11 protein-coding genes are annotated in these 12,970 nt (G+C 66.9%); 3 read left to right on the forward strand and 8 right to left on the reverse strand.

Features of this window, described 5'->3' with window-relative positions; translation table 11 throughout:
* Positions 1-154: 154 nt before the first annotated feature.
* The 8 genes from WS54_RS26805 to recA form a co-directional block, all read right to left on the reverse strand.
* A complete protein-coding gene (locus WS54_RS26805) occupies positions 155-1,933 on the reverse strand; it encodes a PglL family O-oligosaccharyltransferase (protein WP_059780551.1) in 1,779 nt (592 codons plus the stop codon).
* Positions 1,934-2,088: 155 nt separating this feature from the next.
* Positions 2,089-2,685, reverse strand: coding sequence for a pilin (locus WS54_RS26810; RefSeq protein ID WP_059780550.1), 597 nt, complete (start codon positions 2,683-2,685; stop codon positions 2,089-2,091).
* Positions 2,686-2,787: 102 nt separating this feature from the next.
* Entirely contained in the window at positions 2,788-3,492 is a 705-nt protein-coding gene (locus WS54_RS26815) for a TerC family protein (protein ID WP_059780549.1), read from the reverse strand.
* A gap of 157 nt (positions 3,493-3,649) precedes the next feature.
* Entirely contained in the window at positions 3,650-4,531 is an 882-nt protein-coding gene (gene sucD / locus WS54_RS26820) for a succinate--CoA ligase subunit alpha (protein WP_006477916.1), read from the reverse strand.
* Between the two features lie 68 nt (positions 4,532-4,599).
* Positions 4,600-5,766: an ADP-forming succinate--CoA ligase subunit beta gene (sucC, locus tag WS54_RS26825; RefSeq protein WP_006477915.1), complete on the reverse strand. Its 1,167-nt coding sequence runs from the start codon at positions 5,764-5,766 to the stop codon at positions 4,600-4,602.
* 68 nt (positions 5,767-5,834) lie between these two features.
* Positions 5,835-6,443, reverse strand: a complete 609-nt coding sequence (locus WS54_RS26830) for a DUF2889 domain-containing protein (protein WP_034208297.1) — start codon at positions 6,441-6,443, stop codon at positions 5,835-5,837.
* 145 nt (positions 6,444-6,588) lie between these two features.
* A complete protein-coding gene (gene recX / locus WS54_RS26835) occupies positions 6,589-7,452 on the reverse strand; it encodes a recombination regulator RecX (RefSeq protein ID WP_059780548.1) in 864 nt (287 codons plus the stop codon).
* Positions 7,452-8,522, reverse strand: coding sequence for a recombinase RecA (gene recA, locus WS54_RS26840; protein ID WP_034208299.1), 1,071 nt, complete (start codon positions 8,520-8,522; stop codon positions 7,452-7,454). The genes recX and recA overlap by 1 nt, the downstream gene beginning before the upstream one ends.
* Positions 8,523-8,710: 188 nt before the next feature.
* Here recA and WS54_RS26845 point away from each other — a divergent pair, with 188 nt between their 5' ends.
* The 3 genes from WS54_RS26845 (at position 8,711) to WS54_RS26855 (ending at position 12,890) form a co-directional block, all read left to right on the forward strand.
* Complete coding sequence (locus tag WS54_RS26845; protein WP_006497347.1) at positions 8,711-9,439, forward strand: response regulator transcription factor; 729 nt, start codon at positions 8,711-8,713, stop codon at positions 9,437-9,439.
* Between the two features lie 17 nt (positions 9,440-9,456).
* Entirely contained in the window at positions 9,457-11,004 is a 1,548-nt protein-coding gene (locus WS54_RS26850) for a sensor histidine kinase (protein WP_059780547.1), read from the forward strand.
* A gap of 227 nt (positions 11,005-11,231) precedes the next feature.
* The gene (locus WS54_RS26855) at positions 11,232-12,890 is read left to right on the forward strand and encodes an MFS transporter (protein WP_059780546.1); all 1,659 of its coding nucleotides are present in this window, start codon (positions 11,232-11,234) and stop codon (positions 12,888-12,890) included.
* Positions 12,891-12,970: the final 80 nt, after the last annotated feature.

Genomic DNA, 12,970 nt, shown 5'->3' on the forward strand with positions numbered 1-12,970 from the left:
GACCGGAATCCGCGCGATCCGCGACGTAATCGATGGCCGACCGGAGCGACACGCTACGCGCCGCGTCGTGTTGCGCCGACGTCAGCCGCCTTCGGCGCGACGCAACAGACGCCGGCATTCCCCGTTCCGGCGTGTGCGACGTGCACGACGTGCGTCAATCCGAATCGTCGTCGTCCGAATCGTCGCCCTCGTCGGCCGGCGCTTCCCCGTACTTCGCGACGACGGCCGCCCTGAACGCCTTCAGCGCCGGCTCCTGGTCGCACAGCTTGTACAACGAGGCCAGTTGCTGCGGCCAGTCCTTCAATTCCTTCGCAAACACATGCAGGCGCGCGACGGTATCGAGGGCGTCGGCTTCGCGGCCGGCCAGCGCCTGCAGTACCGCGTAGCGGCGCAGCACCGTCTCGCCCGGCAGCAGCGCGATCGCGCGCTCGTGCGCGGCGAGCTTGGCCGGCAAATCGTCCGGCGAAATCGGGAGCAGCGTCGCCGCACCGTAATCGCCCCACGCGCCGAACAGCAGCGACGGCGCATCGCGGTACTGCGCGGCCGGGCTGCTGCCGTAATAGAGCACTTCCGCGCGCTGGTAGTCGCGCAGCACCGGCACCGCCGCCAGCACGCCGCCGAACGACAGCACCGCGAACAGCCCGAATGCCGCACGCCCCGGCAGGATGCGCAGCGGCTTCACCTCGAGCAGCCCGATCACGAACATCGCCGGCAGCAGGAAGAACATGTATTGCTGCGGATATTCGACGAGCGCATGCATCAGCAGGATGCCGATCAGCGCGAAGCCGAACACGCGCATGCTCGACTGCGGCCCCCGCACCGCGCGCACGAACCACGTGACGAGCGCGACGGCGAGCACGCCGAGCCCGACGAGACCGGACTTCGCGAGCAGGTCGATGAAGATGTCGTGCGAATTGTTCGCGATCTCGACGCCGCCGAGCGTGCGCACGAGCGCAAACTGGTGCGACGGGAATTCGCCCCAACCGACGCCGAGCAGCGGATGCTCGCGGAACATCGCGAGCCCGTACTTCCACAACGCGAGGCGCGGCGCGATCTGCCCGGCATCGCGCATCCGGTCGGCGGCCGACTCCGCGAGATTCAGGTGGTAGTGCACGTTGGCCCAGCGCACCGCGACGTTCACCGCGACGAACGCGACGGCGAGCACGACAGGTATCAGCCACGCACGCGCATTGCCCGGCGTGCGGCGCGATTCGACCCACGCCATCCAGAAGCCCGCGACGACCATCACCGCGACCTGCAGCCACGGCCCGCGCGACACCGTCAGCGCGAGACCGACCGACAGCACGAGCGACAGCGCGAGCCACGCCCACACCGCGAGCCGGCGAGTCTGCACCAGATACAGCGCGCCCGCGAGCGCAAAGGCGATGTAGCTGGCCAGGTGATTCGCCTGCGCCATGTTGCCGTATGGACGGCGGTCGACCGCGATGTTGTACACCACGACGAACGGCGACACGGCCGACTCGAGGTGGAACAACTGCACGATCTGGGTACCGACGGCGAACACGCCGCCGACGAGCAGCGCACCGGCCATCATCCGCGACACGGTTTCCGCCATGCCGTCGCGCGCCAGCGCGTAGCCGGCCTGCATGGCAACCAGCGCGGCCGCGAGATAACCGACCGCCAGCCAGTTCATCGACGGCACCTTGAGCGGGATCAGCGCGACCTGCGCGATCAACACCGCCGCGAAGCCGAGCGGCGCGACGAACGCAGCCGGCGCGGCAAACGGCTGGGGCGGGCGGCCGGTGCGCGCAAGCAGCACGACGGATACGCCCACCAGCAGATACAGCACCAGTGCGGAAAACTCGGAATAGAAGGTCGGGATCGGATACGTGTGATTCGTGATCGCGTACGGCACGATCAGGGCGACAGCCAGCGCAACGAGCGACAACGAACGGGAAAAAGTAGAAGGCATGAGCGAACCGGATGTCAGCAACCGGCGCACTATACAAAACTTTCCCTGCTCTGTGCGGGGCTGTCGCTCCGCGAGCCGACGCGGGGCCGCAGCCCCCGCCGGCCGAATCGGCGGGCGGCAGGCCGCATGCGCGGCCGCCCTCCCTCTGCCCAGCCTTATGCGCGGCACTCCGCCGGTGCATATTTCGCGGGCAGCGTCGCGGCGGCGGCCGGCAACGGCCCCGCGCCCGGCGCCGGCAGCGACGACGCGTCCTTGCCGGCGGCGAAGCACTCCCATGCAATCGCGCCCGCCTGTATCGCCCCCTTTTTGAGCGGCACGCGCGCGGTGGGCGCATCGGCCTTGTCCGGCGCAGACGGCACGAGCACCAGCGTATTTGCGCCGGCCGCGGCGACGCGGGTGGTGAACGCGACCGTGATCTGGCCGGTCGCGCCGTCGATCGCGACGGATTCGACGTTGCGGGTCGCGGCAGGCGGGCTATAGCCGCCGTCGAGGCTCGCACCGCTCGCGGCATTGTCGGCGACCGCGAGCCGCGCGGACGACGCGAGCGCAAGCCCCTCGCCGACGCGCGACCGCGCGAGGTAATCCTGGTACGCGGGAATCGCATAGGCTGCGACGACGCCGACGATCGCGAGCACGATCATCAGTTCGATCAGCGTGAAGCCGGCCGGCCGCCAGCGCGGCGACGGCCGACTCGCGCGCCGGAGATCGGCGGCAACGCGACGGAACAGGGAAACGGAAAAGGCTTCGAACATGACAGGCTCCGGAAACGAAAAACGCCTGCCGATACAGGCAGGCGTCTCGATCGTAGCCAGCGGGCCGCGAGGCCGACAGTCGGCCGGATGGCCGGTCAGCCGTCAGTGCGCGTGGGGCACGCTGCGGCGTTTCCTGAGCGCGTAACCGATCGCGACGACGAATAGCGCGCCGGCGATGCTCGCGCCGTATACCACCGACGGCGTATCGAGCACCGGCCAGCGATCGCCGACCGGGTCGTTCACGATCAGCCCGCCCGCGATCCAACCGAGCAGCCCGGCGCCGAACGCCACGACGACCGGGAAACGATCGAGCAGCTTCATCACCAGCGTGCTGCCCCATACGATGATCGGCACGCTGACGACGAGCCCGAAGATCACGAGCGCGATCCGGTGCGACGGATCGGCCTGCTCGGCGGCGCCGGCGATCGCGATCACGTTGTCGAGGCTCATGACCGCATCGGCGATCACGATCGTCTTGACGGCGTCCCACAGCCGGTCGGCCGGCTTGATGTCGTCGTGCGCGTCGGCGGCCGGCGCCATCAGCTTGATGCCGATCCACAGCAGCAGCAACCCGCCGCCGAGCTTCAGGAACGGCACGTCGAGCAGCGCGACCGCGAACGTGATCAGCGCGACACGCAGCAGGATCGCCCCCGCGGTGCCCCAGACGACCCCGCGCAGCCGCTGGTTCGCCGGCAGGTTGCGGCATGCAAGCGCAATCACGACCGCGTTGTCGCCGCCGAGCAGGATATCGATGATGACGATCTGGAGAATGGCGCCCCAGTGCAGCGAGGTCAGGAATTCGAGCATGGCGGTGAGGACAGGACGGCGGCCGCCTCGCGGGCGACCCGGTTCATCGCCGGCACATGCACGACGCATGCCCGGTGCTTACGAATTCATTGCGCGAGCATAACAAAAAACGCCGGCAAAGCCGGCGTTTTCTGCAGGACGAGCCCGACGGAAATTATTACAGCGCCTTCTTCAGCAGACGGCCCATTTCCGACGGGTTGCGCGTGACGGTGATGCCGCACGCTTCCATGATTTCCAGCTTCGCTTCGGCCGTATCCGCACCGCCCGAGATCAGCGCGCCGGCGTGGCCCATGCGCTTGCCCGGAGGCGCCGTGACGCCGGCGATGAAGCCGACGACCGGCTTCTTCATGTTGTCCTTGATCCACTCGGCGGCATTGGCTTCGTCCGGACCGCCGATTTCGCCGATCATCACGACCGCATCCGTATCCGGATCGTCGTTGAACATCTTCATCACGTCGATGTGCTTCAGACCGTTGATCGGGTCGCCGCCGATACCGACTGCCGACGATTGGCCGAGGCCCAGTGCCGTCAGTTGCGCAACGGCTTCATACGTCAGCGTGCCCGAACGCGACACGACGCCGATGCGGCCCTTGCGGTGGATGTGGCCCGGCATGATGCCGATCTTCAGTTCGTCCGGCGTGATCGTGCCCGGGCAGTTCGGCCCGAGCAGCAGCGTCTTGCGGCCTTCGCGACGCATGCGGTCCTTCACTTCGATCATGTCACGGACGGGGATGCCTTCCGTGATGCAGATCGCGAGATCGAGGTCGGCTTCGACCGCTTCCCAGATCGCAGCCGCTGCGCCTGCCGGCGGAACGTAGATGACCGACACGGTCGCGCCGGTTTCCGCCTTCGCTTCCTTGACGCTCGCGTAGATCGGAATGCCTTCGAAATCTTCGCCGGCCTTCTTCGGGTTCACGCCCGCGACGAATGCTTCGCGGCCGTTTGCGTATTCACGGCAGGCGCGCGTATGGAACTGACCGGTTTTGCCGGTAATGCCCTGCGTGATGACCTTCGTGTCCTTGTTGATCAGAATCGACATGTATTTTGACCTCTGTTCGATTGGCGTCGCGAGCTAACCGCGCCGCCATGCGTGTTCATTGAGCGCGCTTACTTGCCTGCGGCAGCCGCGACGACCTTCTGCGCAGCCTCTTCCATGCTGTCGGCCGAGATGATCGGCAGGCCCGAATCGGCCAGCATCTTCTTGCCGAGGTCTTCGTTCGTGCCCTTCATGCGCACGACGAGCGGCACGTTCAGGTTCACGGCCTTCGAACCGGCGATCACGCCTTCCGCGATCACGTCGCAGCGCATGATGCCGCCGAAGATGTTCACGAGGATCGCCTTCAGGTCCGGGTTCTTCAGCATCAGCTTGAACGCTTCGGTGACCTTCTCGGTCGTCGCGCCACCGCCGACGTCCAGGAAGTTCGCCGGCTCGCCGCCGAACAGCTTGATGGTGTCCATCGTCGCCATCGCGAGGCCTGCGCCGTTCACGAGGCAGCCGATGTTGCCGTCGAGCGAGATGTACGCGAGGTCGAACTTCGACGCCTCGATTTCAGCCGGATCTTCTTCGTCCAGATCGCGGTACGCGACGATTTCCGGGTGGCGGAACAGCGCGTTCGAGTCGAAGTTGAACTTCGCGTCGAGTGCGGTGACCTTGCCGTCGCCGGAGACGTTCAGCGGGTTGATTTCAGCCAGCGATGCGTCGGTTTCCCAGAATGCCTTGTACAGGCCTTGCAGGATCGCGCGTGCTTGCGGAATCGAAGCGGCCGGCACGCCGATCTTCGCGGCGAGGTCGTCGGCCTGGGCGTCCAGCAGGCCCGTCGACGGCTCGACGATGACCTTGTGGATCAGTTCCGGGTGCTTTTCGGCGACTTCTTCGATGTCCATGCCGCCTTCGCTCGAACCCATCAGCACGATCTTCTGCGAGATGCGGTCGACGACGAGGCTGACATACAGTTCCTGCTTGATGTCGGCGCCTTCCTCGATCATCAGGCGGTTGACCTTCTGGCCTTCCGGGCCCGTCTGGTGCGTGACGAGCTGCATGCCGAGGATCTGGTTCGCGTATTCGCGCACCTGTTCGATCGACTTCGCCACCTTCACGCCGCCGCCCTTGCCACGGCCACCCGCGTGAATCTGAGCCTTCACGACCCAAACCGGGCCGCCGAGCTCTTCCGCCACCTTGACGGCCTCGTCCACCGAGAACGCCGGCTTGCCGCGCGGTACCGCGACGCCGAATTTCCGCAGGATTTCCTTACCCTGGTACTCGTGAATCTTCATGCGTGATTCCCTTCAGTCTGAGAGTTGGATGAAATGTCGCTTGAGACGCTTCTTCGAATGATTTCCGTTCATTCCTTCGTGCTGCCTTCACCGGGCAGATCCGGCCGAATCGGGCCATACCAGCGCGGGTAGTACTGCCGCACGACCTCGCCGTCGAATCGCAGCGCGCGGCAGCGGCCGAGCTGGAACGGCGGTTCGGCGTGCACGCCGTCATGGGCCGGCCCTTCGCCGCCCTCCTCGCGCACGTTCCACACGTCACCGGCGAACGCCTGGATCGCGGCCGTCGGCAGCACGGCGCACAGTTCGGTGAGATGGGAACAGCCTGCGACGCCGGCGAGCAGCCGGTTCGCGTTGCGGCGGAAATTGCGGAAGAGATTGAGCCCGACGAGGGCCCGATAGGCGGGAGTGGCGGATTGACAGTGACCGGGATAGGGCACCCATTCCGAAGACGCTTCGGCGTCGACGACATTGAGGTCACGATCGATGGTCACGCGCAGCCAGAGTTCGTGGATCGGCAGGCCCTGGGGCCGGATGCCCGACGCAAGCGCGACATCGCGCGGCTTGTGGTCGGTCAGGCAGGCTTCGATGTCCCACAAGCCGTCGCCGCGCTCGTAGGCTTCCGCTCGGATTGCGCGTCGATGTCGCAACTGACGGGGCACGGGCTCGGATAGCGGCATGCTGGAGGTTGAGGCCGAAGAGGAAAACCCGTGGATTTTAGCATATTGGGTATTTGAGACAGTTTGCCGCGACGGCGGGTATTCCCGCCTGCCGGAAGCGGTTGCAATGCAGCAAAATCGCGCGTCACGCGCGCGACCGGGCGCGTCAGTCGTCGATCGGGAAATCGTCGCCGATTTTCAGCAACTTCACGATGGTCGCACTCGAGAAGCCGCGCGCGGCAAGGAAACGCGTCTGCTTCGCGCGCTCCGCGGGCGTTTGCGGCAGTGCACCGAATTTCTTGCGCCAGACGGCCTGCGCGCGCGTCAATTCGGTCTCGCGCAATTGGGCATGCACCTCTTCGACGAGACCGTCGCCGACCGCATGGCGCTTCAGCTCGCTGACGATGCGCGCGACGCCGACGCGCGACGCGCGACGATGCACGAGGCTCTCGGCGAAGCGCGCGTCGGACAGCCAGCCTTCCTTTTCCAGCGCATCGAGCACCGGCTCGACGGCTTCGTCCTCGCCGACGTAGGGGGCGAGCTTGCGCGCCAGCTCCGCACGGCTGTATTCGCGCCTCGACAGATAGCCGAGCGCGCGCCCCTTCAATGAGCGCGGCGGCTTCGACGACTTGCGCTCGCCTGCGCCCGGCGCGTCGCTCGAAGCAGCGCCCGACGGCACACCGGCTGCACGGCGTGTACGGCGCGGATGCTGGCTGCTGCGCGTATAGACATCTTCTGCCGCGGGCGAATCGGCTGGGCGATCGCCCGGAAAGCGGACACCGGACACGCGACGGCGCGAGCGATCGTGTGCGTCGAACGACTCGTCGTCGTCGAACGGATCGTCCGGTGCGGCAATCTCAAACGAAACGAGGGCATCGTCGGATGCCCTCGTCGCGGTGCGGTTCGCGGCGTTGCCGCCTGCGTCACGCCGATCGGCGCCCGAGGATCCGGCTCGCCGGCCGGAGCGCCCCGCCCTTTCGGGCATGTCGCGCTCCGCCGGCTCGCCAGTCTGACCTCGGCGCACAACCATTACTCTTCTTCGTCCAACGCCTCGGCTTCGTTGCCTACGCCATCGGGCATGCTGACGACACCGAGCGATTCGCGGATGCGGTTCTCGATCTCGCGCGCGATTTCCGGATTTTCGCGCAGGAATTCACGCGCGTTGTCCTTGCCCTGGCCGATCTTCTCGCCGTTGTAGCTGTACCAGGCGCCGGCCTTGTCGACGATCTTCGCCTGCACGCCGAGATCGATGATCTCGCCCTGACGCGAAATGCCCTCGCCATACAGGATGTCGAAGATCGCCTCGCGGAACGGCGGCGACACCTTGTTCTTGACGACCTTCACGCGGGTTTCGTTGCCGATCACCTCGTCGTTCTTCTTGATCGAGCCGATCCGGCGGATGTCGAGGCGCACCGACGCATAAAACTTGAGCGCGTTGCCGCCCGTCGTGGTTTCGGGGTTGCCGAACATCACGCCGATCTTCATCCGGATCTGGTTGATGAAGATCACGAGGCAGTTCGTGCGCTTGATCGTGCCGGTGAGCTTGCGCAGCGCCTGCGACATCAGGCGCGCCTGCAGACCCGGCAGCGAATCGCCCATTTCGCCTTCGATTTCGGCCTTCGGCACGAGCGCCGCGACCGAGTCGATGACGATCATGTCGATCGAACCCGAGCGCACCAGCGCGTCGGTAATTTCCAGCGCCTGCTCGCCGGTATCCGGCTGCGAGATCAGCAGTTCCGGCACATTGACGCCGAGCTTGGACGCGTACTGGACGTCGAGCGCGTGCTCGGCGTCGATGAAGGCAGCCGTGCCGCCCAGCTTCTGCAGTTCGGCGATGACCTGCAGCGTGAGCGTGGTTTTACCGGACGATTCCGGACCGTAAATCTCGACCACCCGGCCGCGCGGCAGGCCGCCGACGCCGAGCGCGATATCGAGACCCAGCGAGCCCGTGGAGACGACCTGGATGTCTTCCTTCGCTTCGCCGTCGCCCATCCGCATGATCGACCCTTTGCCGAACTGCTTCTCGATCTGTGCGAGTGCGGCCGCCAGCGCCTTGCTCTTCTCGGCGGTCATCCCGGAGCCCTTCTTGCTATCTTCCATGAATCGTCCTTTGCTATGATGAGCAGCGTCTGTCAGAGGCGCGCCCGCTTCAAGCGCTGCCCACGAATGCAGACACTGTATAAAAAAACAGTGTTTTATGCAAGCCCGCAATGCAGGCTGCGTCGTACACGGATAATTTCGGAGACAGCCGCGCCGGCATGCACGCCCGCCGGCCATCGGTCAGCAACATGCGAATCCTCATCGCCGAAGACGACAGCATACTCGCGGACGGCCTCACCCGGTCACTCCGCCAATCGGGCTATGCCGTCGATCACGTGAAGAGCGGCGTCGACGCCGACACCGCGCTGTCGATGCAGACTTTCGACCTGCTGATCCTCGATCTCGGGCTGCCGAAAATGTCCGGCCTCGACGTGCTCAAGCGCCTGCGCGCGCGCAATTCCAATCTGCCCGTGCTGATCCTGACCGCCGCCGACAGCGTCGACGAACGCGTGAAGGGGCTCGATCTCGGCGCCGACGACTACATGGCCAAGCCGTTCGCGCTCAACGAGCTCGAGGCGCGCGTGCGCGCGCTGACCCGGCGCGGCGCCGGCGGCGGCCCGACCGTCGTGCGCCATGGCTCGCTCGCGTTCGACCAGGTCGGGCGCATCGCGTACGCGAACGATCACGTGCTCGATCTCTCCGCGCGCGAACTCGGCCTGCTCGAGGTGCTGCTGCAGCGGATCGGCCGCCTCGTGTCGAAGGAACAGCTCGTCGATCACCTGTGCGAATGGGGCGAGGAAGTCAGCAACAACGCGATCGAAGTCTACGTGCACCGGCTGCGCAAGAAGATCGAACCGAGCGGCGTGCGGATCTCGACCGTGCGCGGCCTCGGCTATTGCCTCGAGAAGGTCGCGCCCGCGACGCCGGCCGACACGGCGGCGCCCCAGCCCGCGGCGGCCGGCACGCCGCTGCGCTGACGCCGGGCGGCGCCGCGATGGCCACGTCGGCCCATTCCCGCCACCCGACCGGCGCGCCGTCGTCGGCTGCCGACGAGGCGCGCGACGCGTGCTACGAGAACCCGTTCGCGCCGCCCGACGAAACCGAATCGCCCGAAACGCAGCGCCCGCGCTCGCTGTTCGGCGAAATCCTCGACTGGATGCTCGCGCCGCTGCTGCTGCTGTGGCCGATGAGCATCGCCGTCACCTATCTCGTCGCGAAGACGATCGCGAACGGCCCGTTCGACCGCGCGCTCGAGACCAACGCGTACGTGCTTGCGCGGCAGATCCATCCGGTCAACGGCGTCGCCGAGCTGACGCTGCCGGAGCAAACGCGCGACTTCCTGCGCGCGGACAACATCGACAGCGTCTACTTCCAGGTGCTCGGCACGCGCGGCGAGCTGGTCGCGGGCGAGGCCGACATGCCGCTGCCGCGCGACGAGGACCGCCCGCCGCCGGGCGTCGTCGTGTTCCGCGACGACCTGCTGCGCGGCAACGACGTGCGCGTCGCGTATACGACCGTCGCGCTGCCGCAGGCGAGCGGCGCGCAGCCCGTGCTCGTGCAGGTCGGCGAGACGCTCGACAAGCGCAACGCGCTCGCGAACGACATCATCAAGGGCGTGATCCTGCCGCAATTCGTGATCCTGCCGCTCGCGATCCTGCTCGTCTGGTTCGGGCTGTCGCGCGGGCTCGCCCCGCTCAACGCGCTGCAGGCGCACATTCGCGCGCGGCGACCCGACGACCTGTCGCCCGTCGAGGCGCAGCGCGCGCCGCCCGAGATCGAACCGCTCGTCACGTCGTTCAACGACCTGCTCGCGCGCCTCGAGCAGAACATGGCGCTGCAAAAACGCTTCATCGCCGACGCCGCGCACCAGATGAAGACGCCGCTCGCGGGCCTGCGCACGCAGGCCGAGTTCGCGCTGCGCCACCCGGTGCCGCCCGACGTGCAGCGCTCGCTCGAGCAGATCGCGACGAGCTCCGAGCAGGCCGCGCGGCTCGTCACGCAACTGCTGGCGCTCGCGCGCGCCGAGAACCGCGCGAGCGGGCTCACGTTCGAGCCGGTCGAGATCGCCGCGCTCGCGCGGCGCACGGTGCGCGACTGGGTACAGGCCGCGCTCGCGAAACGCATGGACCTCGGGTACGAAGGCCCGGACGACGACGCGCCGCTCGATGTCGACGGCAACCCGGTGATGCTGCGCGAGATGCTCGGCAACCTGGTCGACAACGCGATCCGCTATACGCCGGAAGGCGGCCGCATCACCGTACGCGTGCGCGCCGAGCCCGCGGCGCGGCGCGTGCATCTCGAAGTCGAGGATACCGGCCCCGGCATCCCGGCCGGCGAGCGCGAGCGCGTCGTCGAGCGCTTCTACCGGATCCTCGGCCGCGAAGGCGACGGCAGCGGCCTCGGGCTCGCGATCGTGCGCGAGATCGCCACGCAGCACGGCGGCACGCTGACGCTCGACGATCACGTCTACCAGCACGCGCCGCGCCTCGCCGGCACGCTCGTGCGCATCAGCCTGCCGCTCGCCGCCCCTGCCCCGGATTAACCCTGATGTGCACCGCCGCGGCTCGGCGCAAATCCGTCGAAACCGGCGATTTACCGGACGTTCGCACCATGATCGGGCCGCGAAATGGCCGATTCGACACGGGTTAACGCGCAGTCGGTTTGTACGCGCGAGTCAGTGCGCCGTAAGTTTCCGTGCCAATAATCGTCGACAGGCCCGCCCCTCCCAAGGCGGCCGCACATCTATATCAAGGGACTTGGAGACGATTCATGGCAACGTTAGGCGGGCAAATTTCGCACTCGCCGATGACGGGCGAAGAGAAGAAGGTGATCTTCGCGTCGTCGCTCGGCACCGTGTTCGAGTGGTACGACTTTTACCTGGCCGGCTCGCTCGCGGCCTACATCAGCAAGAGCTTCTTCTCCGGCGTCAATCCGACCGCCGCGTTCATCTTCACGCTGCTCGGCTTCGCCGCCGGCTTCGCGGTGCGGCCGTTCGGCGCGATCGTGTTCGGCCGGCTCGGCGACCTCGTCGGCCGCAAGCACACGTTCCTCGTGACGATCGTGATCATGGGCGTCTCGACGTTCGTGGTCGGCTTCCTGCCCGGCTACGCGTCGATCGGCATCGCCGCCCCCGTGATCTTCATCGCGATGCGGCTGCTGCAGGGCCTCGCGCTCGGCGGCGAGTACGGTGGCGCGGCGACCTACGTCGCCGAGCACGCGCCGGCCAACCGGCGCGGCTTCTACACCGCATGGATCCAGACGACGGCCACGCTCGGCCTGTTCCTGTCGCTGCTCGTGATCCTCGGCGTGCGCACGTTCGTCGGCGAGGATGCGTTCGGCAACTGGGGCTGGCGCGTGCCGTTCGTCGCGTCGATCCTGCTGCTCGCGGTGTCGGTGTGGATTCGGCTGCAACTGAACGAATCGCCGGTATTCCTGCGCATCAAGGCGGAAGGCAAGACGTCGAAGGCGCCGCTGACCGAAGCGTTCGGCCAGTGGAAGAACCTGAAGATCGTGATCCTCGCGCTCGTCGGCCTGACGGCCGGTCAGGCCGTCGTGTGGTACACGGGTCAGTTCTACGCGCTGTTCTTCCTCACGCAGACGCTGAAGGTCGACGGCGCCAGCGCGAACATCCTGATCGCGATCGCGCTCCTGATCGGCACGCCGTTCTTCCTGTTCTTCGGTTCGCTGTCGGACAAGATCGGCCGCAAGCCGATCATCCTCGCGGGCTGCCTGATCGCGGCGCTGACCTACTTCCCGCTGTTCAAGGCGCTCACGCACTACGCGAATCCGCAGCTCGAACTCGCGACGCAGAAGGCGCCGATCACGGTCGTCGCCGATCCGGCCACCTGCTCGTTCCAGTTCAACCCGGTCGGCACGTCGAAGTTCACCAGCTCGTGCGACATCGCGAAGAGCGCGCTCGCGAAGGCCGGCCTGAACTACGAGAACGTCGCGGCGCCGGCCGGAACGCCGGCCGAAATCAAGGTCGGCGACACGGTGATCCAGACCTACGACGGCAAGGCGGCCGACGCGAAGGCGCAGGGCGCGGCGTTCGACAAGACGCTCGCGGCGACGCTGAAGGGGGCCGGCTACCCGGCGAAGGCCGACCCGGCGCAACTCAACTGGCCGATGACGATCGTGATCCTGACGATCCTCGTGATCTACGTGACGATGGTCTACGGCCCGATCGCCGCGATGCTGGTCGAGATGTTCCCGACGCGGATCCGCTACACGTCGATGTCGCTGCCCTATCACATCGGCAACGGCTGGTTCGGCGGCTTCCTGCCCGCGACCGCGTTCGCGATCGTCGCGGCGAAGGGCAACATCTATTCGGGACTCTGGTATCCGATCGTGATCGCGCTGGCGACCTTCGTGATCGGCCTGCTGTTCGTCAAGGAGACGAAGGACTCGGACATCTACGCGCAGGATTGATGTCGGGCGCGAAGCGGAGACGGCCGGCGGAGGGGCTCCTTCCGGTGGCCGCCTCCCGCGCGCGATGAAGGCCGGCACGG

It is taken from the genome of Burkholderia sp. NRF60-BP8 (genome assembly GCF_001522585.2).
Taxonomy (GTDB): domain Bacteria; phylum Pseudomonadota; class Gammaproteobacteria; order Burkholderiales; family Burkholderiaceae; genus Burkholderia.